Source organism: Sphingobium sp. TomTYG75, from assembly GCF_054771635.1.
The window spans coordinates 740,109-765,463 of the sequence record NZ_BSRE01000001.1 but is presented as its reverse complement, the minus strand read 5'-3'; the positions used below and the strand labels follow the sequence as shown (position 1 = coordinate 765,463).

The 25,355-nt window shown below is 58.2% G+C and carries 29 protein-coding genes and 2 pseudogenes; 7 read left to right on the top strand and 24 right to left on the bottom strand.

The genetic code is table 11. The features are described from left to right. Positions 1-6: 6 nt before the first annotated feature. Positions 7-948, bottom strand: a complete 942-nt coding sequence (locus ACYU81_RS03810; protein WP_460986425.1) for a glycosyltransferase family 2 protein — start codon at positions 946-948, stop codon at positions 7-9. Positions 949-1,092: 144 nt separating this feature from the next. On the opposite strand from ACYU81_RS03810, the gene ACYU81_RS03805 reads away from it, so the two are divergent. Continuing rightward, positions 1,093-1,905, top strand: coding sequence for an ABC transporter permease (locus ACYU81_RS03805; RefSeq protein WP_460986424.1), 813 nt, complete (start codon positions 1,093-1,095; stop codon positions 1,903-1,905). 47 nt (positions 1,906-1,952) lie between these two features. Here the strand turns inward: ACYU81_RS03805 and ACYU81_RS03800 are convergent, their stop codons facing one another. Next, complete coding sequence (locus tag ACYU81_RS03800) at positions 1,953-2,615, bottom strand: ABC transporter ATP-binding protein (RefSeq protein WP_460986423.1); 663 nt, start codon at positions 2,613-2,615, stop codon at positions 1,953-1,955. A gap of 198 nt (positions 2,616-2,813) precedes the next feature. Next, on the bottom strand, positions 2,814-3,671 hold the full coding sequence (locus ACYU81_RS03795; protein WP_460986422.1) for a sulfotransferase family 2 domain-containing protein: 858 nt from the start codon (positions 3,669-3,671) through the stop codon (positions 2,814-2,816). A 117-nt stretch (positions 3,672-3,788) separates the two neighbouring features. Between ACYU81_RS03795 and ACYU81_RS03790 the strand changes: the two are divergent. After that, a pseudogene (locus ACYU81_RS03790) lies at positions 3,789-3,990 on the top strand (transposase); the annotation flags it as partial. Positions 3,991-4,121: 131 nt separating this feature from the next. On the opposite strand, the pseudogene ACYU81_RS03785 reads toward ACYU81_RS03790, so the two are convergent. Beyond that, positions 4,122-4,382: pseudogene (locus ACYU81_RS03785) on the bottom strand (IS5/IS1182 family transposase); the annotation flags it as partial. Between the two features lie 103 nt (positions 4,383-4,485). Between ACYU81_RS03785 and ACYU81_RS03780 the strand changes: the two are divergent. The 4 genes from ACYU81_RS03780 to ACYU81_RS03765 all read left to right on the top strand — a co-directional run bounded on the left by ACYU81_RS03780 (position 4,486) and on the right by ACYU81_RS03765 (position 7,826). Continuing rightward, the gene (locus tag ACYU81_RS03780; protein WP_449470744.1) at positions 4,486-5,499 is read left to right on the top strand and encodes an IS110 family RNA-guided transposase; all 1,014 of its coding nucleotides are present in this window, start codon (positions 4,486-4,488) and stop codon (positions 5,497-5,499) included. 942 nt (positions 5,500-6,441) lie between these two features. Next, entirely contained in the window at positions 6,442-6,759 is a 318-nt protein-coding gene (locus ACYU81_RS03775) for a hypothetical protein (protein WP_460986421.1), read from the top strand. Positions 6,760-7,017: 258 nt separating this feature from the next. Beyond that, on the top strand, positions 7,018-7,173 hold the full coding sequence (locus ACYU81_RS03770; RefSeq protein WP_460986419.1) for a hypothetical protein: 156 nt from the start codon (positions 7,018-7,020) through the stop codon (positions 7,171-7,173). A 371-nt stretch (positions 7,174-7,544) separates the two neighbouring features. Next, complete coding sequence (locus ACYU81_RS03765) at positions 7,545-7,826, top strand: hypothetical protein (protein WP_460986418.1); 282 nt, start codon at positions 7,545-7,547, stop codon at positions 7,824-7,826. A gap of 158 nt (positions 7,827-7,984) precedes the next feature. Here the strand turns inward: ACYU81_RS03765 and ACYU81_RS03760 are convergent, their stop codons facing one another. From ACYU81_RS03760 to ACYU81_RS03665, 20 genes are all read right to left on the bottom strand, one after another. Further along, complete coding sequence (locus ACYU81_RS03760) at positions 7,985-8,473, bottom strand: hypothetical protein (protein WP_460986417.1); 489 nt, start codon at positions 8,471-8,473, stop codon at positions 7,985-7,987. A gap of 52 nt (positions 8,474-8,525) precedes the next feature. Continuing rightward, complete coding sequence (locus ACYU81_RS03755) at positions 8,526-8,987, bottom strand: lysozyme (RefSeq protein WP_460986416.1); 462 nt, start codon at positions 8,985-8,987, stop codon at positions 8,526-8,528. Further along, positions 8,980-9,183 (bottom strand): DUF7940 domain-containing protein, encoded by a 204-nt coding sequence (locus ACYU81_RS03750; RefSeq protein ID WP_460986415.1) that lies wholly within the window; start codon positions 9,181-9,183, stop codon positions 8,980-8,982. The genes ACYU81_RS03755 and ACYU81_RS03750 overlap by 8 nt, the downstream gene beginning before the upstream one ends. After that, positions 9,180-9,374 carry a hypothetical protein gene (locus ACYU81_RS03745; protein ID WP_460986414.1) on the bottom strand — a complete coding sequence of 65 codons (195 nt, stop codon included), beginning with the start codon at positions 9,372-9,374 and terminating at the stop codon, positions 9,180-9,182. The genes ACYU81_RS03750 and ACYU81_RS03745 overlap by 4 nt, the downstream gene beginning before the upstream one ends. 169 nt (positions 9,375-9,543) lie before the next feature. Beyond that, positions 9,544-11,988, bottom strand: coding sequence for a hypothetical protein (locus tag ACYU81_RS03740; RefSeq protein WP_460986413.1), 2,445 nt, complete (start codon positions 11,986-11,988; stop codon positions 9,544-9,546). Positions 11,989-12,044: 56 nt separating this feature from the next. Further along, positions 12,045-12,677 (bottom strand): gp53-like domain-containing protein, encoded by a 633-nt coding sequence (locus ACYU81_RS03735; protein WP_460986412.1) that lies wholly within the window; start codon positions 12,675-12,677, stop codon positions 12,045-12,047. Between the two features lie 197 nt (positions 12,678-12,874). Then, positions 12,875-14,485 (bottom strand): hypothetical protein, encoded by a 1,611-nt coding sequence (locus tag ACYU81_RS03730; protein ID WP_460986411.1) that lies wholly within the window; start codon positions 14,483-14,485, stop codon positions 12,875-12,877. Between the two features lie 3 nt (positions 14,486-14,488). Next, positions 14,489-15,040: a hypothetical protein gene (locus ACYU81_RS03725; protein WP_460986410.1), complete on the bottom strand. Its 552-nt coding sequence runs from the start codon at positions 15,038-15,040 to the stop codon at positions 14,489-14,491. 92 nt (positions 15,041-15,132) lie between these two features. After that, positions 15,133-16,122 (bottom strand): hypothetical protein, encoded by a 990-nt coding sequence (locus ACYU81_RS03720; protein ID WP_460986409.1) that lies wholly within the window; start codon positions 16,120-16,122, stop codon positions 15,133-15,135. Continuing rightward, complete coding sequence (locus ACYU81_RS03715; protein ID WP_460986408.1) at positions 16,122-16,712, bottom strand: hypothetical protein; 591 nt, start codon at positions 16,710-16,712, stop codon at positions 16,122-16,124. Before ACYU81_RS03715 ends, ACYU81_RS03720 begins: the two co-directional genes overlap by 1 nt. Before the next feature lie 91 nt (positions 16,713-16,803). Further along, positions 16,804-17,166, bottom strand: a complete 363-nt coding sequence (locus tag ACYU81_RS03710) for a hypothetical protein (RefSeq protein ID WP_460986407.1) — start codon at positions 17,164-17,166, stop codon at positions 16,804-16,806. Further along, positions 17,163-17,363, bottom strand: coding sequence for a hypothetical protein (locus ACYU81_RS03705; protein WP_460986406.1), 201 nt, complete (start codon positions 17,361-17,363; stop codon positions 17,163-17,165). Before ACYU81_RS03705 ends, ACYU81_RS03710 begins: the two co-directional genes overlap by 4 nt. Further along, positions 17,360-18,766, bottom strand: coding sequence for a hypothetical protein (locus tag ACYU81_RS03700; protein ID WP_460986405.1), 1,407 nt, complete (start codon positions 18,764-18,766; stop codon positions 17,360-17,362). The genes ACYU81_RS03705 and ACYU81_RS03700 overlap by 4 nt, the downstream gene beginning before the upstream one ends. Next, on the bottom strand, positions 18,763-18,921 hold the full coding sequence (locus ACYU81_RS03695; protein ID WP_460986404.1) for a hypothetical protein: 159 nt from the start codon (positions 18,919-18,921) through the stop codon (positions 18,763-18,765). Before ACYU81_RS03695 ends, ACYU81_RS03700 begins: the two co-directional genes overlap by 4 nt. After that, on the bottom strand, positions 18,921-19,526 hold the full coding sequence (locus ACYU81_RS03690; protein WP_460986403.1) for a phage adaptor protein: 606 nt from the start codon (positions 19,524-19,526) through the stop codon (positions 18,921-18,923). The genes ACYU81_RS03695 and ACYU81_RS03690 overlap by 1 nt, the downstream gene beginning before the upstream one ends. After that, positions 19,516-19,692, bottom strand: coding sequence for a hypothetical protein (locus ACYU81_RS03685; protein ID WP_460986402.1), 177 nt, complete (start codon positions 19,690-19,692; stop codon positions 19,516-19,518). Before ACYU81_RS03685 ends, ACYU81_RS03690 begins: the two co-directional genes overlap by 11 nt. 53 nt (positions 19,693-19,745) lie before the next feature. Continuing rightward, the gene (locus ACYU81_RS03680) at positions 19,746-20,789 is read right to left on the bottom strand and encodes a phage capsid family protein (protein WP_460986401.1); all 1,044 of its coding nucleotides are present in this window, start codon (positions 20,787-20,789) and stop codon (positions 19,746-19,748) included. 51 nt (positions 20,790-20,840) lie between these two features. Beyond that, entirely contained in the window at positions 20,841-21,626 is a 786-nt protein-coding gene (locus ACYU81_RS03675; RefSeq protein ID WP_460986400.1) for a hypothetical protein, read from the bottom strand. A gap of 98 nt (positions 21,627-21,724) precedes the next feature. Further along, positions 21,725-23,551, bottom strand: a complete 1,827-nt coding sequence (locus ACYU81_RS03670; RefSeq protein ID WP_460986399.1) for a portal protein — start codon at positions 23,549-23,551, stop codon at positions 21,725-21,727. Continuing rightward, positions 23,548-25,026 carry a terminase large subunit domain-containing protein gene (locus ACYU81_RS03665; protein WP_460986398.1) on the bottom strand — a complete coding sequence of 493 codons (1,479 nt, stop codon included), beginning with the start codon at positions 25,024-25,026 and terminating at the stop codon, positions 23,548-23,550. The genes ACYU81_RS03670 and ACYU81_RS03665 overlap by 4 nt, the downstream gene beginning before the upstream one ends. Between ACYU81_RS03665 and ACYU81_RS03660 the strand changes: the two genes are divergently transcribed. Further along, positions 25,001-25,345, top strand: a complete 345-nt coding sequence (locus tag ACYU81_RS03660; RefSeq protein ID WP_460986397.1) for a hypothetical protein — start codon at positions 25,001-25,003, stop codon at positions 25,343-25,345. The two genes, ACYU81_RS03665 and ACYU81_RS03660, sit on opposite strands and share 26 nt — an antisense overlap. Positions 25,346-25,355 lie beyond the last annotated feature (10 nt).

Here is a 25,355-nt window from a genome sequence, read left to right as displayed (position 1 = left end):
TGTCAGTCACGAGAGAGGCAGCCATTCCGACCAATGGTCGACCGATGCCGCCATCTGCACGCTTCGTCTCTGATGGTCCACAAGCCATGACAAAAAGCCGTCATAGCGCTGGTGCTGCAGCAGCGGTTCCTGAAGGAAACCAAGGCACGGCCATCCACGGTCGCGAGCATGAACGCCGTAGGTGCGGAGGCGATCGAATGCGGGTTGATCGATAAAGCCGCTCATCTGGAACTCGTTGAGTTCAGCCGTAGGGCCGTCGTTTCCGAGCCCCATGCGGGCAGCGAAACGATCAAGCGCCAAACGATTCAGTCTGCGCTTAGTTGGATCGTTCGCATTATTGGCCAGGGTGACACGGTATTTAATGGTCGGGCGCGGAAAATTTCCACAGTTCGACCGGGACGCGATGCGAGACCAGAGTTCGTAGTCTTCCTCGCATCGGAATGCCGGATTATAGCGCAATTCACTACCGAGCCTGCCGCGATCGAATAAAACTGTCGGGTGCACGAACGGATTGCCAATGAAAAAGCTGTCGACCACGTCGTCACCGGTTAACGGTGAAATGATGAGTCCGCTCTCGACGCCAAATTTCTGCGCGCCTGTCCCGCAGAATGACAGCCCTTCGATCAGCAGGAACTGCAACTGCTCATGAAGGCGCCACGTCTCCATAACGTCATCAGCATCCATCCGCGCAATGTAGCGCCCCCGCGCTTCATCCAGTCCGGCATTGAGGGCTGACGCTAGTCCCCGATTTTCGGGTAGGCGCAGATGCTTGATCCGTGAATCGCCGAACTGGGCAATCTCCTGCCGGATGTCTTGCGCCGACCCGTCATCGACAACCAGCAGTTCCCAATTTTTATAGAACTGGTTCACAACCCCCAGGATCGCTGCACCGAGAGTGGTCCTCGCATTATATGCTGGCAGGATGATCGAAATGAGGGGACCGTGCATGTTTGCTCCGTCTAGGTGCGTAGACTCAGAGGCGGTGGTGTGCAAGTCGATTGAATCGCGGAGTAGGGCGGACGATGGACAGTCTCTGCATGATCGGATATCGCAAATGTGACACTCTGTTTTTAAGCGAAGCGCATCTACGATATGTCTGGTTTTGTGGACGATTTTGGGCAGGCCTCATTCCGGCAGGGGCTGCAGACACAGTTCGGCGTTATCGGTGCCCTGATGCTCAGGGAATTGCAGAGCCGGTTTGGTCGACAGAATATCGGCTATCTTTGGATCATCGGTGAACCGATGATGCTGGCTACAGTAATCAGCGTTCTTCATGCCTTTGGCAAGACTGGCATCCACATCAAGGGTGTGCAGGTGTTCGCCTTCACACTAGTCGGATACAACATATTTATCATCTTTCGGAATGTCTTCAATCGCTCCGAACATATGCTCGACTACTACAGCTACTTGTTGTACCATAACATGATAAAGCCATTTGATATTGTCGTCGGCAATAGTTTGGCGGAAATGTTAGGAACGATTGGGTCATTTTTTATTCTTCTTGGAGCAGGCATATGTTTTGGTGTGGCTGACTTTCCAGCGCGTCCTCTTTATCTATTTCTTGCTATTTTCATGATGTGTTGGCTCACCATGGGTCTGTCTATGATCATCGCGGCCTACACCTACCAAAGCCACTTTCTCAGCCGCTTGGTACATCCATTTTCCTATTTTATGATCCCACTGAGCGGCGCCTTCTTCACAATGAGCGTACTGCCTGCCTGGGGCCGCGAATATATGGCGTGGAATCCGCTTATGACGGTCTTCGAGGTTGCGCGCTATGGCCAGTTCGAAGTCATGACTGACCATTATTTCCACATCGAATATACGCTGGCCTTTGCAGCGGCCGCGAACTATTGGGGCCTCCTGGGATTGCGGCGCGTTCGGCGGCGACTGCAGGTAAACTGAAGTCAGGCGTTACCGATCGGCATACTCTAAGTCAGCTGAAACTAGTTCTATGCTGCTTGCATCTGCAGGGACTGGTGTACATCGCAAGCCTCGGCGACCGTGTCGTATAAAGTCAGCACGCCCCCAAAAAGGACTGCCCCCCGCGTGCAATATCGCTGAAGCATTGCAGGATCGTGCGAGGTCATGATCAGGGAGGCATTGTTGCGACGCTCGATTAACTCCTCTTCCGACCGACGACGAAAGCGCGCGTCGCCTGCACCGGTAACCTCGTCGACCAAATAACAATCGAATTTGATTGCCAGCGAAGTACCGAACGCAAGCCGCGCCACCATGCCCGCTGAATATGTCGACACTGGTTGATCCAAATAGGGGCCCAAACGCGCGAAATCCTCGACATATGCGAGCATTTCGGCAGTGTTCCGTCCATAAATGCGGGCAATGAACCGCACATTGTCGGCGCCAGTCATCTTGGGCTGGAAGCAGCTGGCATAGCCGATTGGCCATGATGTCGACATCCGCTTCACGATCCTGCCGGAACTGGGATATTCGACGCCCGCGATCATTCGCAGCAAGGTCGATTTGCCGGCACCGTTGGCGCCGCAGATGCCGATGCTCACGCCCCTGTCGATCTGGAAATTCAAATTGTTGTGGACCACCTTGCGGAGTCCATGCCCCTGATAGATTTTAGAGACGTTCTCAAATCGGATCATTCCACACTTCCGACATACTGGAGCGAAAATAAACGATACACATTCGCCGTTAACTTAAGTGCGCCTTGAGCGATTGGCAAGGCTCGAAGGAACTAGGCTCGCGTGCCCGTTTGGAGAAATTTATTTAGAAAGGCGATTAAACAAACGCTGTATCGCGTGATCAAATCCGCGTAGACCGTGCGCTTAAATCGGATTCATTTATTCACCTGATAATATCTTGGCGAACTTTTTGATAGAATCTAATTCAATTGATTCTTTTAGGTTTTCCATGGCTGCGTGACCTAATATTTTAGATCCTATTTCATGCCAGATGGCTTTATCTATTCTTGTTCTATCTTCCATAAACTCCAAAGTTTCAGATGTAATTTCTGTTTTCATGCAAGATTGGTAAGGATGAGGTACAATTTCGGTTTCATTTTCTTTATATATTTCAAAATAACTTCCGAGCCAGATATGAAAATTATCTAGCCATCCGCGGTTTTCATATATATCTACGAAATCAAATTCAGATAATTTTGATAGCGACTGATCAATAATTTGATCCACCCACTTACTATCAATAAAACTGTCATTTGGTATCAATGGATGTGGCCATAGCAGCATTCGGGCGACGACATTATCTGTCTGCGGCGCAACGGACTTATTTGTCAGAAACAATTTCAAAGGTTGCCGCGCGGAATAAACATGCGTTGCATAGGTACCTATGTCACTTTCAAGGCCATTTGGCTTTGCTCTCCAAAACGTCCAGAGTGATAGGAGCCTAGAAAAGGGGTTTCTTATGATCGTAAATGTGTGAGCATCAGGGTAGCGTTTTTTTATGCTGGAATACCCAATGTGGCCGGAGACGAACTTTTTTCCTCCAGATATTTCTTCAGGTGATAGGAAAAGCCACGGTCTTCTTCCCTGATTCCATGTGTCAAATTCGTTATAGGCGCCCAGCAGGCTTCTATCCCATCCGTGTACTTCGTCTTGATAGGGCTCCAAGCGGAATAAAGCGTTTGTGAGCGCCGTTCCTGCTGACTTAGGTATATGCATGAATGCAAGGGGAGTTTTCATATGGCGGCGTTCATTGCCACATAAGATGGGTCACTGCCATCGTTTGTGCAAAGATTGACCTGCCCCCCGAAAGTTCCCTCGTTCTGATGTAGAGCCTGCCCACAGAGGAGCAGACGCATGAGGAAGAGCCGTTTCACCGAGGCGCAAATCATCGCGATCTTGAAGGAGCAGGAAGCGGACGACGGCGGATGTGTGCCGCCGCCACGGGATCAGCTCGGCAACGTTCTACAAGTGGAAATCGAAGTATGGCGGGCTGGAGGTGTCCGAGGCGCGGCGCCTACGGACGCTCGAGGAGAAGAACGCCCGGCCGAAGAAGCTGGACACCTCGAAGAACCGGATGATTTCGCTGTGATGACGTAGCAAGGCGCGCGAGTTTGACGAAGGGCGGTTTTTCGGCGATCTTGGCGGTGCGGTTTTCGTATCGGCCGCGCTTTGCAAGCCGATTTCAGGTCATGAAGGCACAGCGCGGCCTTCGAGCCATGCGAGGTGCTGGAAGTTATAGACCAGGTTGGCCATGCCGCTCTTGATCTTGGCGCGAGCGATGCCGATGGTGCGGACGATGAGTCCCATGCGGTGCTTTTGCCCGATAAAGACGTGTTCGACCGCAGCGCGGATCTTTGACCGCTTTGTATTGACCCTGGCTGTGCGCTCGGGCAGCGGCCGCCGGGGCAATCGCTTCTGGTGGATGCTGCTGGTGAACATGCCCCGATCCGTACTCGTTCTTCTTCGATTGAACTGATGCGGTGGATGCCTCCCTTCGCCCGGCATCGTATGATGCTGACTAGCGCCATGGTGGCGCGCGAAGGAGGAGCATATGTCGGACGCACACATGCTGGCGATCGATCTGGCAAAGCGGAGCTTCCAGGTCTGCGCGACCGATCAAGCAGGGTCGGTTCTATATAATCGGACGGTCTCTCGGTCCAAACTGGAGGCTTTGCTCAAGGGTCAGCCTCGCTGCATCGTCGCGATGGAGGCTTGCGCGACGAGCCACTTCTGGGGCCGGTTTGCGGGCGCAGAAGGTCATGAGGTTCGGTTGATCCCACCGATCTATGTAAAACCGTTCGTGAAGAGGCAGAAAAACGACGCGGCAGATGCGGCGGCCATTGCCGAAGCAGCTGTGCGCCCGAACCTGCATTTCGTGGCGGTAAAGAGTGCGGAACATCAAGCGCGGGCGGTTGCCTACCGAACCCACCAATGTTTTGTCAGTCAGCGTACGCAGACCATCAATGCCCTGCGAGGGCACCTGGCCGAATTCGGTCTGGTATTCCCCCAAGGCGTTCCTCACCTGAAAGATATCCGCGCGACGGTGGACAACGATAACATCGACGTGCCTGCCAGTATCCGGGATATCGCACGCCTTTACCTGGAGCACATCGACGCCCTCTCTGCCAAAATCGACGAACTTTCGTTCAGATTACGAGAGGCTATAACGGTCAGCGCCGAGCTTCGCCGCCTCTGCACGGTACCGGGTGTCGGACCAGTGACCGCCGGCGCGATCATGGCCTTCGCGCCAGACCTGCGCACATTTGGCAGCGGCAGAAACTTTGCGGCATGGCTCGGCCTGGTACCGAAGCAGCGATCGACGGGTGGGAAGGCGCGGCTCGGGTCCATGAGCAAAATGGGACAAAGCGACATTCGCAAGCTTCTCGTTGTCGGTGCGATGAGCAGGATTCGATGGATTGTTCGCAAAGGCGTTCTCCCCGACAACTGGCTGGGACGGCTGATGGCCCGCAGACCGCGGATGGTGGTTGCCGTCGCGCTGGCGAACAAAATGGCGCGGACAATCTGGGCGATGATGACACGCGAGGAAGACTACCGTTTGGCGTGAATGGCGTAACTGCCATAGCGCTCGGGGCCTTGGTCCCGGCAAGGAGATCGACTGATATTATGTGGCAAGGACTTCAATGTTCACGGTGCGGCTAACCAGTCCCGGGGCGAGAGCGAACCAAGCTCGCTGAGCCGATGTGGCCCGGATCGTTCGAACTGCATAACGGCCCGTGGCGTCAGCAAGCCACACCAGAGGCCTGACACACGACCGATGAAGCGCTCTGCCGAGCAAAGTCAGAAAATCACCTTGCAATCTGGGAGGCATCCACACACGACCCTGCCTGATCGGTCGCGCAGACCTGGAAGCTCCGCTTTGCCAGATCGATCGCCAGCATGTGTGCGTCCGACATATGCTCCTCCTTCGCGCGCCACCATGGCGCTAGTCAGCATCATACGATGCCGGGCGAAGGGAGGCATCCACCGCATCAGTTCAGACCGGTTCGCGAATACCCATCAGGGCCAGCGGCTACGACCGCGTAGACAGGCCGAAAGGCTGAACCATTCCGCTTGATGGGATGCACCGGCTTCTACCGAGTGCGCCGTCCACATTGGAAAGTTCCGTCCGCCGAAGACCCACCGTGCGGCAGCTCATGCTGACCGCGAAGACGACCCTGAACCCGGCATACGATCAGCTCAAAATCTGCTTGCAAAAGAGGCTGCGATTAGACGACCCCATCAAGTCCAAGCAGGAGAGGATAGCGAATTTCTGGCGGGCTGCTGGAGCGGGTAGCGGGGATCGAACCCGCATCACAAGCTTGGAAGGCTAGGGAAGTGACGGTTTTCTGCGGAAAATGGCGCACTATCCTGCGGTTCATTCCAAGAACAAAGCCCGATTCATTGGTGAACATGCGGCATCGTTACCGCAGTTTTACCGCAACCAAAACGGGCCGGAAAGCGACGGCAAATCGCACCCGGCCCTATCACGCGAAAGGATGAGTTTCGTATGACTGACCTAACCCTACCATTGAAGGGCGTCTATTTCGACCAGATAGCGAGCGGCGAGAAGTTGGAAGAATACCGGCTTGTCACGGGCTACTGGATCAAGCGCCTTCGCAGCCGGTCATATGATCGCGTCGTCCTGACACGCGGCTATCCCAAGGGCGGCGGCATCGAAGGTGAGACCCGGCTGACACGCCAGTATCGCGGCGAGATTATCCGCACGATCAGCCATCCACATTTTGGGCCTGACCCGGTGCTGGTGTATGCGATCGATGTCAGCACGCCAGCCCACCAACCAAGCGACAGAAGGGTGTCGGCATGAGTGAGATTGATTTAGCACAACCCGCAAACTCTATCCCCGAAGTAGAAACGCTGCGGGCCAACGCCAAGGCCCTAAGGAGTTGGTTCGATAGCGTGGGGGAGCAACAACGAGATGATATTTTGTGGGGGCGTTACAGCACTGAACGACGGGCAGAGGATGCCTTGGATTGCGCGTTCCGGCTCGCAGCCTCCCTCGCTCAAGCATTGGAGGCTACCGCTGCCGCTCTCTCCCGCCTATCCCCACCTAAGGAGGTGAAGCATGGCTGAAACTGGTGTGGAGCGGTTGATGCGAAAATTCAGGGAGCATCTTGCCGCCGTTGAACAGCGGGACATAGAGCGGCACAACGCGACCATGGCATTGTTCGAGGAAATGAAGGCCCGCCTCTCCACCCCTGAGACAGGGAGGGGAGGGTGAGAATCTGCGGGGAGAACGCAATCTGCGCCTACGGGATTGGCGGTCCGCTTTTCCTGGTGATCATCGCTCTTGCTGCAATCGGACTTCTATCGCTCATCAAGGGTAAGTGGAATTGAGGACCATCATCATGACAGCGAGTGAGCCTTGCCCGATTGTATCCGCCCGCCTCAAGGCCACCCTGGAGCGTATCGGTAAACAGGTGGATGCGAACGTCAGGGAAGAACGCGAGAAGGCAGCAGCGCTGGCATGGTGCCGCGCAAACGGTAGCCCGCATCTGGAGCACCCATGAAAGGGCCAACCCGCCAGCCTCTCAGCGGCCTTGCCATGCTGGGGCTGTTGACTGTGGGGATTGTTTGGTGGAGTGTGAGGGGATGAGCAACCCTTTGTCCGATGCGCTGGCCTATCTCACCAGATGGCGCAATCCCTATGCCATAGCGGTCGAGCAGTCGGAGGAGTATTGGACAGAGGATGAGATCGCGGCAGGCGGATACCGGATCGTAGCCAACCTATTCCTGGCGCGATATACGAATGGCTTCGACCGTTCCGCCGAATACCTGTTCCTGCGCAAGGAATGGCCAGAGCCATCGCGGTTCATATTGGCTGATCAGCACCCTGTCATGGACATATCCGGGCTATACTGGAAGGCGATCTAGGGATTCCCTCTCTCCCCTGCGCGTGGTAGAAGGTGGAACTCGACCGGATAGGCTTCCGTCTATGACGAAAGGTGATGACCCGGAAGACGATGGTGCGCGGGCAGGGCGAAGCGGAGGCCTGCTTAAACGACATGACGCTAGATGCGCCGCGTCACCCATCATTCCAGAGATAGCGCCCAAACATGGCATTGGTCCGCATAAGCCTGTAGCCCCGGCAGTTTCAGCCAGTCGGTTTCTGGCATGGCGAAAACGGCGACAGGCACGGCGGCGGTGACTTCAGGAACGCTGGAACCGTTATCCTTGGCGGCGACACTGGCTCCGCTAGATGCACCACCAGAGGCTTTGGCCCGCAAGAGGCTGTCATAGCGACTGCGCAGAGCGATATAGCCAGCATCGGCGTCTTGAGCGGCTTTCGCATATTCAGCTTCCTTCTCCTGTTTGGCCTGTAGCGCCGCAAGGGCAGCATCAGCCTGCGCCTGCCTGTAATTGGCTATCGTGGTGGCATGGGCGGCCTTCTCTGCGCGTAGGGACGATTTAAGCCCCGTCACGCGCAATTGCTGGATGCCGATGGTCGCGAGTAGCAGGGCAAGGGCTATCAGCTTCCAGTGCTGCCGCAGGACGCCTACGGTGAATGGCAAAAGGTTCATACTTCCTCCCATGTGCATCCGTAGAAGATGAGCCAGGGGAGCCAGAGGAACATCACAGTCCCGTCAGGCAGAGACGAACTTCATCTGCCCTCCGGTTGACCAGACCCTGCACGACGCGACCACCAGCCATGTTCCAGCGGCCCAGCGCCTTGCAACCGCCCTTCATGTCGCCAGCGTCGAAGCGGCGATCAGCGGTGGAGCGACAATAAGCCCCGATGCCGATATTATAGGCCAGCGACGTGGCAGCGGCCAACTGGTAGGGCCTGTCCGCGATCATGGGCGTGCAGCGTGCCACCGGCTCCGCAAAGCCCTTGACCGCCTTGTTGAGCATGTCGGTGCATTCGGCGTCCGAATAGCGGCGCATCTCGACGCGGGTTTCGCCGTAGCAAACTGTAGCCTTGCCGATCAGGTCAAAATACGGATCGTTCCGCTTGCCTTCCCATTTGGCGACCAGCGGGACAGCCAGCATCAGCGCAGCAGCAATCCCGCCGCCAGCGGCTTGCTTCTTATTCATCGGTTTTCCCCTGCTTCACGATGGTGGCGATCAGGGCAGCCAGCCCTAACCCCATGCCGACATATTCAGGGCCGGGGAACAGTTGCCGCGCCTCCGTGGGCATGGTCGCCCATACGGTTTGCACCGCTACCATGAGCGCGGTGATCTGGACGGACCAGCGCTTGAATACGGTTTTCCAATCGTCAATCAGCTTCACGCCCTATCCCCCAACACCCGCTCTTCCGAAAGCGCCGCCTGCAATTCCTGCCGCAGCGGGCCAGACCCATGCAGCAACAGCAGCGTCTCAAGCTGGCTGATCCGGTTTGCCTGCCTGTCGTCGCGTTCCTTGCACTCGTCCTTTAATTCCGTGATCTGCTTTTTGAGGGGGCCGATAAGCACCATCTGCACGAACCCCCATGTTGCAACACACCCCGAGGCGAAGGCAGCGGCGAGGCTCCCCCCGTCCGCACCTAACAAATCCATACCGCTCGACCCCGCTGTTGTTGCGCTATTCATCGCGGGTTGCCCCGACCCTTGGCGTTTTCGCCGTTGATTGATGATCGCTCGGCCTGGCCCATCAGATTATGTTGCGGGTTCTGAATCCGCCGACGCAAATGGTAATAGTGCTGCCATAATTATTGGTGACGCGAATTTTATTACCCGTGACAGCCAAGCCAATTTCGCCGCTGGCCGGAGACAGCGTGTTTTTAAACAGAGCGTTGGCAGTTGCGTTATTACCGACAATGGCAATGCCAGCATTACCGGCCACAAGCAGGGCTCCATAGCCGGTCGCCTGCGTCTCGGTTATTGAAATCACGCCCGATCCAGTCTGGATGTCGAAAGTCCCCGACTGTGCAATCTGCTTACTCATACTGGTGCTGTCGATCGCCCATCCAGAGGCGGGGTCGATCAATGGCTGAATTGGGCCGTAGAAGCGCGGGTCGCTCCTTGGCGTCAGTTCGTCGTCAGGGTAGTGCGAGACATACTGCAGGACCGTGCGGTTTGGATAGAAGGTTCCCGCCCCAATATGATCCGCGAAGATGCGCTGAGACGCCCCACCTTCCAGCACGCCGCCCCAAGTGCGAACGCTGCAACCACTGTTCACCGTTCGATGGGTGATCGGGTAGTTGTCACGAGCCAGCCATATCCCGCTAGGATTATGATAATGCTGAATCGCCAGCACATCGTTAAGAGGCCCTTCCCAGATGAAGCCGTATTTCGTCGGCCCATCGATGTAGGGCGCGATGATCCGGTTCTTACCCCCACCGATATAGTGGGCATACATGGAGCCATCGAGATTGAAATTGTGGAAATGGTTGTCGGTATGGGTGCCGCCCCACCCGGCCGAGTTGACCGCCATCCCGCCGACACCGATCCGAACACCCCTGAAGATGTTGTGCGATGTCTTGTTGTCCGGACCGTTCTCGTAATGAATGCCGGTTTCCATCGTGTTCGGATCGACATAGGCCGTCATGAAGCCGTTGCCGGTGTACGTGGTGTAGGCCGTGCTATTAAGCGGGGTTGTCAAGCCAGCGTCGGTGTAAAGCTCATACTTGGTGGGCTGGCCCGCAACTGCCTTGATGTAAGCCGTCGCCGCCTCAAGATTATTCATGCCCTCAAGAGCATGAAACTCGACCTTGGTGCCGTCTGCTTCGACCGGCGCCTGCGTCAGCGTCACAACAGCCGGGCTGGCTTGGGTTATGTTTGAAACAGCCCAAGACACTCGCATGGACGGCATGCAGGCTGCTACTAGGGCCGTCCCGGTAAATGTTCCCCAGCCCGTGCTGTCCGTGCCAACCAGCTTGAAGGTATTTTGCGTAAGGCGTTTGATCTTGTAGAATTTATTATTGACCTCTGTCATGCCCGACGCACCATAAATGGCAACCACTCGGTCATCATCCCAGTTATAGTCAGCGACCGTGACTACCGCCTCGGTCGCCTTGCTGATGTTTGTGATGGTCAACTGCCGAGTGAGCGTGCTGCGATTGATCCGGCAGTTGTCGACGCGGACGCCCCCGCTGGTGCTAGGACTGGCCATATCCCCAATCTTCCAGCCGCGGAGTTTGATATCAATGATCTCCATCCCGCTGATGCTGGTCTGGATGGCGAACGGCACATCCACGCCTACATCCGCGACAAGGGAGCAATCATAGGCACCACCGGCAATATAGCCGTTGCGCAAGAACTGGTCATAATCATCCTTGACTCCAAAGCGGATGACTGCCTTGCCCGCGCCCGTCGCACTTGCCCATTTGATGACGGCCCCGGTGGATACGTCCAGGCGATTGATCGGCGCTTCCCGGATGTTCGCTGTCAACGACCCGACAGGCTGTTTCCATACCAGCGTGTTCGTGACCAGATAAGTGGCGTCAGGGATATGGCAGGCGCTGCCCGTCTGGAAGCAATAATCGAAACAGGTTTGAATCGCGGCATAGTCATCCGTGCCATAGCGCAGAGGCAGGTTCTTGTTGGTAATCGCCCGAACCGCATTACTGTCCAGCGTGATGACGGTTCGACCGGCGTTTACATTGGTGATTCCCGCAATCAACTGTTCACCGCCAGGACCAGCGCCATCCACGAAGATGCGCATCCCAGGCGCAATACCTACGGGCAGGGCGGAGTTGAGCGTCAACACATTTCCGCCCGCCGCCATCGAACCGACTACATAGTTCAGAACATGATCGCCCTTGGCCCCGAAGTCCTGCGGCGTGACGCGCTCGCGCTGCTTGTCCCGTGCCGTTCGAGCAACCGCGCCGGTTCCAGCCTGAAGGAAGCCCAGCGCAGAACCATCGGACGCGGCGAGGGAGGTGGAGGTGGGCCGCGCCTCAATCGCCGTCTCACTCTCCCCAAACCAATCCTTGGCCGTTCCATTGTCGGAGAGGATGGTGCCGGGGGTGGTGCCTAGATCGGTTGCGGCGTCATCCGTCCCCAAAGCCGCAGCGTTCGCCTTACCCCCAATCGCAACGGAAGCATCATAGGCAAGGTCCGCCGTCTCTTTCAGGTTGGCGAAATTGGCATCCATTTCGTCATGGGTGAGCGGCGCGCCCTTGGTCTGGCGAAGGGTGATGTCGGTCGCCATCAGTTGCCCACCGCGATCCAGTAGGGCGCTCCTGTGCCAGACCCCGCCTCAAATTTGTTGAAATATGCCCTGAAGCTACTCAAGCCAACGCTATAGGCCTGCCACCCGCCATCGACATTTGCCGACGATTCAGTTGACAACACGACCGAGAATACCGCGGTTGGGAACGCAATGGGGAAGGTTATCGTCTGCGCGTCGGCTGGGTTGTCGGTGTTGGACTGGATCGCGCCTTTGCCCCATTGGATGATGAGGCCATTTTGCAGCTTGATATAACCATTCGCGGACAGGCTGGAGGCGGCTACTGCGATGTTCGCGAAAGCTGAAGCCGCCGTGGTAGCCCCCGTCCCACCCTTGGCGACCGGCACCGTGCTTTCGGTCGCCGCGCTGCCAAGCCCGAGATTTGTCCGCGCATCCGCCGCCGTAGTCGCCCCTGTACCGCCTGAACTGACCCCCAGCGCAGACGCCCCGGAGAGGAAGGATTGTAGCGTGCTGGAGAAGGTCTGGCGGATGATGGCCATCAGGCTGCGGATGGCGTTGTCAACATTTTTGGCCGACATTCCGTCGCTGATGTTAACGCCGTCGCAAGAAGTGTTCGATCCAGCCGTGCTGCTGAAGTCAAAAATGGACGCCATGCTTATGCTCTCCGCGCACAAAAAAAGGCCCCGCGAAGGAGCCTGTTGTTAGGGTTGGGGTTTTGGGTTAGGTTGGACGGATGGGTGACAATACGTTGCAGATTATCTTGGTCGGCATGACCAACGGCGCGATCATCGCCTCATGGCCGTGGCTGAAAAAGCAAATCCGCCGTTACTCGAAAGTCGCCCTGTATAATTCAGGGAAGGTTATTGGGCGCTGCCACCGCGCTGCCCGCGCCTATCGGAGCCGCAAGGCGTAGCAAGTCCGCAAGGCTGGTAGCTACTGGCCCCTGCCGCCCCGTAAGAAGCCAATCAGCCGCCTTGCCGCCCATTTTCGTATAGGGAAGCATCGCAGCGCTACCCGCGATTGCGGCAGTTGGCTCGATATAACCGACACCCCCCAAGCCGCCCAGCAGAGCAGCAAGGCGGCCCGGCGTGCCGCTGTCAGGCACGGATGAAGGCAGGATGGATTGCGCGTCCTCCGCAAGCGACTGCAACAGGGCATCCCCGCGAGCTGACGCGCCTTTACGGCCTGACGTGTCCATAATCCGCGTTGCAGTCCGCAACTGACCGGGCGTAAATACCCCCTCATTGGCCTTGGACGCGGCATTCTGAACGCGCGTGAACTTGGCGTAACCTTCATTGATCGCCCGCAGGCGCGCCGCTTCAGTTGGGTTCTGGCGAGCCGCCATTTCGCGGACATTGGCTTGCACTTGCCTGATAAGGTCAGCCATGTCGGAGGCGTCTGGATCAACGCCCTTGCCATAAGTGCGGATGCGCTTACCCAGGCGGCTTTCGATAGCCTTCAGACCCTCGCCTGTCAGGCCGCCGTCTGGCGCGAAATTCTTTCCTACATCGCTTTCCATAATGCGCCTGAACTGTGCAGCACGTTCCGGCAGCAGGGTATCGGACTCCGACGCCACCCGGGCGAGGTCGTCCATAAACTGGCTATCAGCCCCTACCGAAAGGCGAGGCAGAACATCGTCATAAGCCGCGCCCAACTGGCCCTCTATGGCTGAAATGGCGTCATGCCCCATGCCAGCACTTGCGGGCAGCTTTTGCCCGATAGACTTCAAAGGCTCGTCCATGGCTGCCCTGTTGAAGTCCTCAATGCTACGGCGACGGGCGTTGGAGATAAGATCGCCAAGGACGGGAACGCTACTAGCCTTGTCCTCGACCGACTTGATGATGCGCCCGACCGTGTTGTCCTTCGCTCCCAAAATCTGCCCCGGCGTCAGGCGAACGCCCGCAGCCTTCAGCCTTTGGACAGCAGGCGCAACGCGAGGGCTGACAGCCGCAGCCGCGCCCTTCATAGCCTTGTCGCCAACCTTGCCAGCAATAGCGCCGATCAGGGCGTCACGCGCGATGGTGGATGGATCACGCCCCTTTGTCAGTAGCGCGCCGGAAGCCGCCCCTTGCGCCAGAATGCCGCCTGGGATTGCTGCGGTCGGGAGAGTGCCAGCGACATTGCCGACAAAGCGGCCCATTCCTGAGCCACGGGTAGGGGCGGTTGCCGCGTTCCTGCGCTGCGTGGCTTCCGCCGCGTCAACCGATGGAGCCATGCCAAGCGCGGCCCCAGCCTGTTGCAGTGGTTCGGCAAGACCAACCTTGTCCAGCCCATATTCCAGAGCGCGGGCCGCATTATTGAGCGGTTCCATGATCCCTTCACCAACACCCCGCCAGAAAGATGTCGGGCGGTTGTCTTGCTTGGGCTGCGCCTTACCAACGCGGGCCATAAGCTGGGCGCGCGTCGTTCCTTCGGGAACATTGCGAACGATAGTGCCATCGGGCAGGCGAACATCAGGCATCAGCTACTCCGGCAGATCGTTAAAGTCGATGACCTTGGGTTGCTGCTTTCCGCCGCCTGCCTGCCGCTGCGGCATCGCACCGCGCATCTCATGGTTTAGCCGATTGCGGATGTTCCTCATCTTTTCCTCAATCGAGGCGTCGTAATCAGATGAAGATGGGGTGTTGGCGCTGATAAACGCCTTCAATTCAGCGTCGGACTGCGAACCCATGCCGGGGACGCGAAAGGCCGACATTCCCAATTCACCAAGGCCAGCCGCCGCCGTGTCGAACTGCTTATTGGCCGGGGTAGGCGCATAGTCCATCAGGCCGGACAGGCCCTTAGTCGCGCCCGGTCCCGTCTTGTAAAGCTGCGCGACCCTTTCAAGCTGGGCTTGAAGCGCCTGGAGGCGAGGGGTGCGGGGATCGCCAGATGGTTTCTCCGCCAAGTCCCTCTCAGCCTTCAACGCCTGCGCCTTGGTCGCGCGGATTTGCCACGGGGTCAACTGTCCCTGCCGTTCGATTTCCTGCTGCGTCTGGCGGTTATTAAGGCCTTGCCCCTGCACCTGTCCGGGCAACTTTGGGTCTGGGCCAGAGATCTGCACGGGCTTAGGTGACCCGCCATTCAGGCGCGCCAAAAGGGAAGGGTCACTTACGGGACGAAGCGCCATTATTCCGTTACCTCCATCCACTGGCCGTTCACGTTCACGAAGTTGCGGCCATCGATGTTTTGCGTTTGGGCTTGCGGGCTACCAAAGCCGCGCGGGACGCGAGTAACCCTGCCATCAGGGCCGGAAACCGCGAGGGGGCTTTGCACGTCCTTGAACGCGGCGTATTGCGCTTTTTTCGCGTCGGGAAGGCTGCTATACCAGTTGAGCAACTTGGCGTCCCCCGGCAGTTCTTCCGGCCCCGGATTGGTCGCCTTATACTGCTGCTGATACATCCAGTCCTGAAGCGCGGCCTGTCGATCCGCCTGCCTCTCAGCCAACCGCTGCCGCCCTTGCGTCTCAAGCTGCTGTTGTTCCATCTGTGCGGGCATGAATGTGGGCCGTCCACCGCCCGCCGCCTGTAGCGCGTCACCGATGATTCCCATGATCTCCCAACCCTTGCCGCCACGCCCGAAGGTGGAGGGCTTCACGCCGGGGAGGGGGGCCATATCGACAAAGCCAGCGGACGGATTGGGCATCTGCGCGGGCTGGATTGCTTCATTGGTCAACGGCGCTTGCAGATAGGAGGCCAAAGATGGCGCTTGGGACAACTGCATCTGCGGGTCTTCCATTGGCCGCTGCAAAAACTGACGCGGGGACATGGCTGCCGGGTTATTCTGCATCAGGCTGGATAGGCTGGTCGCCATGGGCTGCTGTTCCTTTCTGCCGTCAACGGCCATGTGCCAATGCGGGCCGGTAGCGTGACGCGAGGGGTTTTTGACTTCATCTATGGCTTCGCGGACGTTCCAGCCGTCGGCCTCAGCCTTTTGGCGGAACTGGTCGAACGTCATGTCTTTGCGTGGGCGAACGTCGAAAGCGCCGTATCCCTGATCGTAGAGAGCGCCCTGATTGTGCCATGATTTCGGGTTGGCGCGGCCAAGCCTGCTGTTAGGATCGCGCTTTCCGCCGGTGACTTGAAAGCCGCCCTGCGCGAGCCAGTCCCCGAAGCCCATTACGCACGCATACCCAGCGCGCCACCGCCCGACAAAAGCCCGCCGACGCCGCCCAATATGCCACCGATGCCGCCACTCGTCTTGCTGGTCTGCGTCCCACCGCCAAACAGCGCGGACAATGCCGACGAAAGGTTGTTCGTGCCGGTATATGGCAACTCAGCGCCCACGCCCGCAGCCTGTAGCAGCGCCGCCAGCGATTGATTGCTGGCATCGTTGACCGCGCCTGCCGCCTGCCCCTGATTGGCGCGTTCAGCACCGTAATTCTGATAAAGCAAGTTGTTCTCAGCGTCAGCCAATCCCCGCGTCAATGCGCCGCCATGAGCGTCAGAGCCGTAACGCCCCGCCAGTGAGAACTGCGAATTGACCTGATTGGTTACGTCACGGCCCGTCTTGTCGATCATGCCTTGGAGCGCCGGATTAGTGGACGGGTCCAGATACTTGCCCGCCAGCACATCGCCATAATAGCCCTGAGATTGGCCGACAGCCGGGTTCCAGCCCGCCTGATTGCCGGATAGGCCGGGGATGGTTCCCTGCACCGTATTAGTGATGGCGGCGAGGCCGGGCTGCTGCTGGTTAAAAACGTCCTGCACGCTCGACGCGCCTGTTTTTGCGAAAGGGGTCGCCCATTTTTGCGCGCTTCCGCTCAAGGACGTGCTGCTGCTGCCGCCTGATAGGCCCATCTTACGCTACCTTCCGCAATGTGACTTGATGGACGTGGTATCCGTCCGCTTTCATGAGCCGCATCCATGCAAGGCGGCTTTCAATCGTTGTCCAAAGCGCGCCGATCTTCGCAGCCCACGCTTCCACGTCCTTGATGACTTCACTTCGCAGCGTGTCCAAATCCCCCGCCGCCACCTCGACATGCACCTCGAAAGCGCCGGTCGGGAATTGCTTGATGGAGGTCAGGAGGCAGGCTTTGTCATTGCCCCAGCAGGCCATGAGGCCCGAATAAACCTGAGCGTCGAGCCACTCGATGCTGTGCGTTCTCTCATCCAGCACCTCCGCGAACTGTTCACGGAAGCGGAGGTAGCGGGGCGGCATCACCAGAAATTCTGCCAGCTTGTGCCGTCATAGCAGCGCGCCTTGTGCAGCGTGCGATCGTAATAGACAAAGCCTTCGGTCGGGCTGGCTGGGGCGTCATCCAACTGGATAAACAGATAGCCTTGCGTGAGCGGGTTCAAATCCCGCGCCACCATGCGCATCCAGTCGGCCATGTTGCCCCAGACGGAGGGAACGCTCATTGCCTGCCTCCCGCCGCTGCCTGCACGAAATCAAAACCATTGATGAAGGACCATTCCGCATCCTCCTGAAAGATCAGACGCGGTTGCACGTAACGTCCCGAAGCCCGTATCGGCATGTCGCCATTGGCGCGGATGCTGTTGCTCAGATAGACGGTCGAACTGTCGCCCAGCCGCTTTCTTGCCTCAATCTCCAGCCGCACGCCTGAAACCGCATCCGTATCCAGCCGCACCGAGCGGATGCGAATGTCCCGGCCCTTGCCTATGTCCATCAATGCGGGCGATATAAGCGCCTCCAGCGTCGTGGATGCGCCGAAGCTGCCCAATGTGCCATCGTCCGCCGCGATCAGCAGGAAGGGGTCGCCACCCTGCCATATAGGGTCGTCAAAGCTGCCCGGAACCGTCTCGATCCCACCAGGATAAAGCGCGTCAATATCGTCCAGCGTGTAGCTTGCCGCCGCCCCGGTCGAGACGGCAAAAAAGCTGCCTTCAATGTCGGTCCAGCGGTCCAGTTCCCAATTGTAGCACCACAGACGTCGCGGCATGGCCCAGATGACCAGCTTGCGGATGGGATCGACCGCGACCGATACGCTGCTTTCAATGTCGGCAACGGAGTATTGCGCAAAGAAGGTCGTATCCACCTTGTTAGCGCCGATCATCTTTATATCGCCGTCAGTGAACGCCATGAAGCCGCGCTGGCTGACGAAATAGACCGTCCGCCCCACCTGAACGATGCTCTTGGGGGCGATGCAACCCACGCCCTGACTGATCTTGTCGAACTGGAAGATGAAGGGAACGCCGACATATTGCCCGCGCCAGATTTGATCGCGCTGGAAGATCAGCAGATATTCGCCGCCCGCAAGGCCGGTGACTTCGCCGCCATCGGGGATGACCTGGAAGTCCGACTGATCCGTTCCCGGCGTCCAGCTTTCGCTATTGTTGATCGCAGACCAGTAAACCGTCGAGTTGGCGCTATCCACGCCGGAAATGACGACAAAATCCTTAACCGTGGTAATGAACTTGCCGTTCGGAGGCGTGCCGCCCAACAGCCCAGCCGTTCCCGCCGCAATGTCATATTCAACAGGCTCCGCGCCCTGCACGCCGATTACCTTGTCGCCGAACTGCGCGAACTGCCATGGGTTGGTGAATGTGTCGCTATGTTCCAAGTCCCAAGCGGTGCCGGTCCAGCGATACAGCCCCGCCGCCGTGCCAGCCAGTAGCGCCACAGTGCCGTCTATGCCGATGAACGCCCGCCCGCCCTGATAGGTGGAAGCAAGCGCCGTGGTGATCGCTGAATAGGCTTTGACCGGCTCGTAGCCCAAGGGCGTGGCAAAGACATTGCGCGCATGGACAAGGCCGTCGTGGCCATAGTTGGGCTGATCGGGGAGCCAAGGGCCTAACTTCACGACACTGGCACCCAGACGTTGCTGGCCTCTTGCGCCAGCGTCCACTCCTCGTCCTCGACATAATCATCGACGGCGTAATAGGAGGCGTAATAGGTGCGCTCGTTCGCGGTGAGCGCCCATTGCTGCGCTGCGGGGTTTACGGCGACCCAGGGCATCAGAAATAGATCCCCTCAACCGTATCAGTGAGATTACCCCGGCGCCTGCGCGCGTCGTTCATGTTGATTTCCGCAAGGATACCCTCGACCTTGCTATTCATCATCACGGCCTGCTCATTGTTCCAGCCGCGTGTTTCAGCTTCCACAAGCGAGGCGTAGAGATACAGGTCCGGGTTTTGCTCCAGCAGCCAGTTTGTGGTCGCGGTCGCCGTCAGCGGGGTCAGCCGCCGCAAATAGGTCATCGTGACCGTGTAGGTCGTGTCCGGCGCGGGGCCGAGGTTGATTTGCCCGCCGAATATGCCGAAATTCATCGGTCGGCCCGGATTGGCTTCGGCCCACTTGGTCTGGAAGTCATCGGCGGAAAGCTGGGCTAGCGGTGCGTAATCGTCGATCCGCAGCGACATGGCTCCGTTGTAATCAGACGGAACCGGGATAGAGGCGTCGGCGGTGATCGTTGCCGAGCCTTCCATATCCAGGGTGTTGAGGCGGCGGTTAAAGGATGCCTCGGCCAGTTGGATGAACTCTGGCGCATAGCTTTCCATCGCCGCGTCGTTCATCCGGTCCACAATGGCCGCGACCAGTGTATCGTAGCTGTCAATCGCCATCGGTTTTCTTCTTCCGAGAAGCGACAACCTCAAATTCAGGATGGTCTTTCAGGCGCTCAAAAACATCAGCGCCAACCGCTTCGGCGCGGTGGCCATCGAAGGTGTGGCCAAAGAGCGTGATCGTCTTGCGCCCGTTGGTATATTCGCCGATGAACTTCAGCAGCATGGCGTCACCTCCTTAAAGGAAAGGGGAGGGCGTTAACCCTCCCCTCCATTCGCTCAGACGGCCAGGGCGCCGACATAGCCGCTGAAAACGCCGTGGTCCTTGCTGTTGAACACGACCTTCTCGACGCCACGCATTTCGTGGATGCCCACACCCTTGACGAAGCCATAGTCGCGAACGTCCGTGGTCGTCTTGGTGCGCTTGGCCCATGCAACGCCCAATGCCTGCGCGCCGCACAGGAAGTAGGGTTCCAGGCGGGCAGACGTTGCGCCGACCGTGCCGATGGTGGCGATTTCCTGAATTTTACGGATGACAACGCCATCCCACATCAGGTCACCGTCACGCCACAGCGGGTTGCCGTCGCCGCGCTCCTGCGCATTCTGGAGGCTGGTTGCGAGGTCCGTCTTGAGGTCGCGGAAAGCGCCAGAGCCGACGAACATCACGTAGTTTTCACTGTCCTCACCGACCGTAACCGGACGGATGATCGGCGAAGCGACTTCAGCCTTGCCCTTGGCCTTGGAAACCACTTCCTTGGTCAGCTTCATCGAAGCGGTCACAAGGGCGAGGTCAGCCGAGTGGTCAGTGAAGCCGCCGACCGAACCGTCGCCGAACATGACGCGATCAGCGTTGGCGGCCAGCCACGCATCCTTGACGGCTTCCGATGCCGAGCCATAAGCCGCGCCGGTCTTGGACCCCAGCGCGGTGATGATGTCATTGCGCAGCTTCTTCATTGCCCAGTTCTTGAGCTGTTCACGGCCAGCATCGCGCAATTCGATGCCGGTATACTGCTGCTCATTGTCGGTGACGGCGACAGCGTGGCGGATGGTCGAGACGGCGATGGGGAATTCATACTGCCCCAGCGCTTCTTCGTTGCCTTCCAGCAGGCCGTTGCCGGTCTGTCCTGCGCCGGTCAGTTCGGAAATCAGCGCAAGGTGGATGCGGTCACCGGCCTTGGAGCCAAGCTGCTCCTTGAGCTGGATGATCGAGTTTTCCGACGATCCCATGTAGCGCTTGAAGCGGTTGGCGCGGACATAGGAGGTGAAGAAGTCATTATCCCATACCTGTTCTTTCAGGTTGGCGGTCGTGGTAGTCAGAGTCATGGTGAAAAATCCATCTAAGGGCTATGGCGTCTCACGACGCGGGAGAGGTGTTCAGCCGAGGATTTGATCGAGCGGCGTTGGTCCTGCGAATGCAGGAGCCGCGCGCGTTCCTCTCGACTGCGATGTAACCAGAGAGGTAGGGACTTGGGGCTTGTCTAGGCCGAGTTCCGCCATGAGTTCCTGCCGGATTTTCGCTTCCATCGCTTCACGCGACGGTCCCGCTTCTCCGTAGCTCTTGGCCTCCAGGATGCGATTGGCAGCGGTGTAGGCATATTCTGCCGGATTCGCCGATGCCTTAAGCTCCTGAAGGAGGAAGGGGTTGGATTTCACCGCTTCCTTGAAATGCTCGACCTTCTCATCATAGTCGGCCCATTTCGTGCGCGCGACCTGTTCGGCCATATCCACACGCATGGTCAGCATTTGCATTTCGGTTTGAGGCTGCAACCGGCTCATGACCTGCTGGGCAATAATCTCCAGCGGGTCCTGGTCCTGCTGCTGGCCTTGGGCCTGCTGGGCAAAATAGGCGTCATACTGCTGCAAGCGTTCGGCAAGTTGTCGGTTATTCTCTTCGATTGCCTGGCGCTTGGCCCGTTCGTCCTTGAGGGCTGCTATCGGGATATGAGACTGCTCTGGTTCGGAAGGCGGCGGCCCCTCCTGCGGTGCAGTTTCCTGCGGTTCGCCCGTCTCTGGTGCTACAAACCGTCCCTGCTCGTCGCGCAGTTGCCCTTCCTGGCTTTGCTCGATCTGCAGTTCGTTTTCGCTGCCCAGAATATCGTCCAGTGGTGTCCCGTTTTCCATGATGCCCTCACATTCGACCGCTTCGGCGTCGTCCCGCATCGACCGTTAGGCGTCGTCCCTTTGAAGTCGCCCGTCAGCGTCGGCGGCACGCATGGCGAACCATCCCCTTGCGAGGACGGTCAGCAATTTCTTTTGCCTCAGTATCCCAGCGGTTCGGTGGCCTGCTGTTGCGTACCTACCATGTCGGTAACAATGCCCGCGCGCTTCGCTTCGGCGCTGGCTATGTTCTCGACCGCCTCAGAGCGCTTCTTTTCAATCTCAGCTTGCGCATCAGCCATCTGCAACTGTTGCGCGGCCTGCTGCGCCGGGTCGGGTTGCGCTGCCTGCTGCTTCATCTTCTCGACGACAGCCAGCAGCTTGTCCTTATCCCGCAGCGACGATGCCGTGATCAGCAGTTCCACCGCGTCAGGCGGTAACTGCGCCATACTCGGCAGCATCTTGGTCAGCATGTCGAACTGCTCCGCCTGAACAGTCGGCGTGTCCATGCCCTCGTCAATGACGATATCGATGTCCATTTCCGCGACATTGTTCTGAATATCGACGGGCATCTGCGCCATTGGATCGCTTGCGAGTAGCGCCAGCTTCTGCTCCGCCTGCGGATCATCGCCCAGGCGCTCCTTGGCAACGTCGAGCATCGAGCGGGGCGTATTAAGGCCCACGAAGCGCAGATTGCGGTCGTCTGCCGTGACCCGCAGCCAGCGCGGGCCCTTCCATGCCTGCTTGATACGCGCCCAAACCGTGCGATAGACAGCCAATGACAGTTGCCGCAGCCGGTCCATCAGCAAGGCCACCTCAATCATGCCGCCCTGCTGCTGCGCCAGTAGCGCGCGGCCCGATGCGTCATTTTCATTCTTGCCCGCAAGGGCAGCGTTAGGCCCGAGCAAGTCAATCTCTGCCTTGGCTTCCTGCAACATCTGAAAGTTAGCCGCAGCCATGTCGCCGGTCTGCAATACTTCGATATCGCCCTGTTCGCCGAAGATCACGCCATCAGGCTTGGCAAGCTCCCGCTTCACCTCCGATGCGCTCATCCCCGACGATCGGCTGATGCGGGTCTGCCGCGAATTGATCAGGTGCAAGCCCTTCGACCGGCGCTTGTTCACCTCGTCCTGCGGGCTGATCATCGCCCGCACTTCGCCGTAGCGGTTGTTATCGCGGTCCACATAGGCGCTGGTCGCCTTGATTGGACATTCCGGTTGACCGTCAACGTCGAGATAGGGCGATGCCTGCGGGTCCACCAGGAATCCCGATTGCGTGTAAACACAATAGGTCCATTGCCCGCCCTCGAGATAATATTCCTCGTTTACCCGAACGCGCTTGCGGCCATAATCGGCCCAGATATTCCACTTGGGCCGATCGTCATAAGTCTGGCTCGCCTGCGCCTGACTCCATGTCGCGTCGATATAGTCATCACGGCCCGGAAATTTGCGCTTTGCCTCGTCCATGTCCATCCATGTGACGATGCCCATGTAAGACGCGTCTGAGAAATCCACACGGCGTGAATAGGGGTCAAAGTAGAAGCGGTCCCAAGGGATCTGCACGATAGCCGGATCAATTGCATCACGCGCCTGCGCCAGGCCCACAAAGACGGCAGCCGTGCCTTCGACTATGATATTCTCAAACGCATCCGAGCGTTTAGCGTCCCAATCCTGATCATCACAGACATAGCGCAGGGCGTCGGTTGCTGCCTGCGCCGATCCATCATCACCGGGCTCGCGCGGGAACGCTTTAGGGTCTTTGCGCATCTGCGCTTCTAGGCCCTTGAGGTAATTGACCTTGCGCTGGATGCGGTTGAACACGACAGGCGGTTGCCCGCGCTTCTTGAGCGCTTTGATCTCGGTATCAGTAAGCTGCTTGCCGTCATAATAATCACGGTCGCGCTCGGAGGCTTCCCGCGCATCACTCCCGCTGTTCTCAGCTTCCTCGAAACGGCGCACAAAGGGGCGCACGTCATGTTCAGCGGTCATGCCACTTTCCATGAATCCTCATCCCCTTCATCACGGGCGAAAGCGGCGTCCCAACGGTCGCGCTGTTTCTTGGGTTGTTCTTCTTTAACAATTGCCGGGTGCGCCTGATCGATTGCCCGACCAATCAGCGATGCCGTGTCAACTTCATCGTCATGCTTGCCAGCGGGGAACACCAGGAACTCACTGAGATCCGCGCCCTTCTCGAACTTGACGCGCCCACTGGCTGCCATCGCCTGAAACGATCTAGCCCGCGTCGGCTTGTCGGCCACACTGGAGAGCCATTCAATGCGGCAGTAGACGTTGCGCTCCCGCATACGTCGCTTGAGCATTGGCTCAACGGCCTTCTGGATCACGCCACCCTCGCCAAACCACGCCAGCGGTTTGTATTTTGCGATCAGATCAAGCTTTCGCTCGATCCATACGTCACTCGAAGTCTGACCGGACCATCGTTCCACTCGATAGACGTTTCCGTCAGGACCAATGGCCCAAACACAGTGGACCGTGAAGTCACCACCTCCGTCCGTGACAGCGTAGTCGCTTGTCCCATAATATCGAACAGCCGGGAGGGTATCCCACTCTGCGAACCATTCCCTTCGGAAGTATGTTCCTTCATCGGGCTGTGGCCTTTGCTGGTAGAGGGCGGACCACTCACGCGCGCCGACCGTAGCCTTGATCCGCTCCAGCACTGGCACCGGATACCATTCCGGCCAAAGGGCCAAACCTTCCTCATCGATCGCTGGCAATTCAAGGACGTGCCACTGGCCACCATCCTCAATCCTACCATCCTGCTCCAGCAAACGACCGGCCAAGTCGTCCTCATGCCAGCGCGTCTGGATCAGCACGATAGCGCCACCCGGCATCAACCGCGTAAACAGCGTGGAACGATACCAGTCCCAAACCAGTTCGCGCCGACGCTCGCTGTCAGCTTCCTCACGATCCTTCAACGGGTCATCGATCAGTGCGATATGCGCGCCGCGACCCGTTACCGCTGTTCCAACGCCAGCAGCAACATAAGCGCCACCATGGTTCGTGTTCATCCGGTTCGCCGCCTGACTATCAGGTGCGAGGCTTACCGATGGGAACACCTGTCCAAATTCAGGCTCTGCCACGATGTTGCGGACATTGCGCCCGAAGTCGTTGGCGAGGTCGCTGTTATAACTCGCTGCGATAATCTGCCGCTTTGGATCGCGCCCCAAACACCATGCCGGGAAACGCTTGGACGCCAGTTCTGACTTGCCGTGGCGAGGCGGCATGAAGATCATCAGCCGATCTATCTCGCCGCGCTCAACCGCCTCCAGTTTGGACGCTATCAGCGCGTGATGCCTGGCCCTTGCATAAGCCGGGTTGGTGAACTCAGTGAACGCGAGTAGCGATGTTCGCGACTGCCGCGCTTTCGCCAGCTTCGTCAACGCCTCCAGTTCCGCTATCGAGGAACGGAGCGATTGTGGCGTGAAGCTGGCGGATGCGCTCTGCAAGCTCGTCATCCGTCATCTCGCTAAACTGGTCATCGACACTGATCCGATGTTCCTTCGGCAACAGGCTGGCAATGACCTTCAAATATTGGTCAGGCTTCTCCGTGCGGACAGACTGGACGGCTTTAACACCGTGCGCCTCAAAGTCCTCCTGAAGCGCTTTGATAAAGTCTTCACCCAACTTGTTTCGCGCGCCTTTCGGGCGGCCAGAATTACCCGGTTTGAACTGATGTTCGACGGGTGGCATGTTTGCGCGTTTCTCTCCCGTTTTTTCGGGCATGAGGAAAACTCCGCTAATATAATATGGCGCTGCGATGCTTAACCGCTGTCAA

Bases quoted from the DNA above. Each gene is read 5' to 3' on its own strand.
- ACYU81_RS03695 (WP_460986404.1), bottom strand. From the start codon at position 18,921: ATGCCCTGGGTCGCCGTAAACCCCGCAGCGCAGCAATGGGCGCTCACC.
- ACYU81_RS03740 (WP_460986413.1), bottom strand. From the start codon at position 11,988: ATGGATGCCAATTTCGCCAACCTGAAAGAGACGGCGGACCTTGCCTAT.
- ACYU81_RS03670 (WP_460986399.1), bottom strand. From the start codon at position 23,551: ATGACCGCTGAACATGACGTGCGCCCCTTTGTGCGCCGTTTCGAGGAA.
- ACYU81_RS03690 (WP_460986403.1), bottom strand. From the start codon at position 19,526: ATGGCGATTGACAGCTACGATACACTGGTCGCGGCCATTGTGGACCGG.
- ACYU81_RS03760 (WP_460986417.1), bottom strand. From the start codon at position 8,473: ATGAACCTTTTGCCATTCACCGTAGGCGTCCTGCGGCAGCACTGGAAG.
- ACYU81_RS03705 (WP_460986406.1), bottom strand. From the start codon at position 17,363: ATGAGCGTTCCCTCCGTCTGGGGCAACATGGCCGACTGGATGCGCATG.
- ACYU81_RS03805 (WP_460986424.1), top strand. From the start codon at position 1,093: ATGTCTGGTTTTGTGGACGATTTTGGGCAGGCCTCATTCCGGCAGGGG.
- ACYU81_RS03775 (WP_460986421.1), top strand. From the start codon at position 6,442: ATGACTGACCTAACCCTACCATTGAAGGGCGTCTATTTCGACCAGATA.
- ACYU81_RS03765 (WP_460986418.1), top strand. From the start codon at position 7,545: ATGAGCAACCCTTTGTCCGATGCGCTGGCCTATCTCACCAGATGGCGC.
- ACYU81_RS03780 (WP_449470744.1), top strand. From the start codon at position 4,486: ATGTCGGACGCACACATGCTGGCGATCGATCTGGCAAAGCGGAGCTTC.
- ACYU81_RS03770 (WP_460986419.1), top strand. From the start codon at position 7,018: ATGGCTGAAACTGGTGTGGAGCGGTTGATGCGAAAATTCAGGGAGCAT.
- ACYU81_RS03730 (WP_460986411.1), bottom strand. From the start codon at position 14,485: ATGCCTGATGTTCGCCTGCCCGATGGCACTATCGTTCGCAATGTTCCC.
- ACYU81_RS03685 (WP_460986402.1), bottom strand. From the start codon at position 19,692: ATGCTGCTGAAGTTCATCGGCGAATATACCAACGGGCGCAAGACGATC.
- ACYU81_RS03795 (WP_460986422.1), bottom strand. From the start codon at position 3,671: ATGAAAACTCCCCTTGCATTCATGCATATACCTAAGTCAGCAGGAACG.
- ACYU81_RS03680 (WP_460986401.1), bottom strand. From the start codon at position 20,789: ATGACTCTGACTACCACGACCGCCAACCTGAAAGAACAGGTATGGGAT.
- ACYU81_RS03755 (WP_460986416.1), bottom strand. From the start codon at position 8,987: ATGAATAAGAAGCAAGCCGCTGGCGGCGGGATTGCTGCTGCGCTGATG.
- ACYU81_RS03810 (WP_460986425.1), bottom strand. From the start codon at position 948: ATGCACGGTCCCCTCATTTCGATCATCCTGCCAGCATATAATGCGAGG.
- ACYU81_RS03800 (WP_460986423.1), bottom strand. From the start codon at position 2,615: ATGATCCGATTTGAGAACGTCTCTAAAATCTATCAGGGGCATGGACTC.
- ACYU81_RS03720 (WP_460986409.1), bottom strand. From the start codon at position 16,122: ATGGGCTTCGGGGACTGGCTCGCGCAGGGCGGCTTTCAAGTCACCGGC.
- ACYU81_RS03735 (WP_460986412.1), bottom strand. From the start codon at position 12,677: ATGGCGTCCATTTTTGACTTCAGCAGCACGGCTGGATCGAACACTTCT.
- ACYU81_RS03675 (WP_460986400.1), bottom strand. From the start codon at position 21,626: ATGCGGGACGACGCCGAAGCGGTCGAATGTGAGGGCATCATGGAAAAC.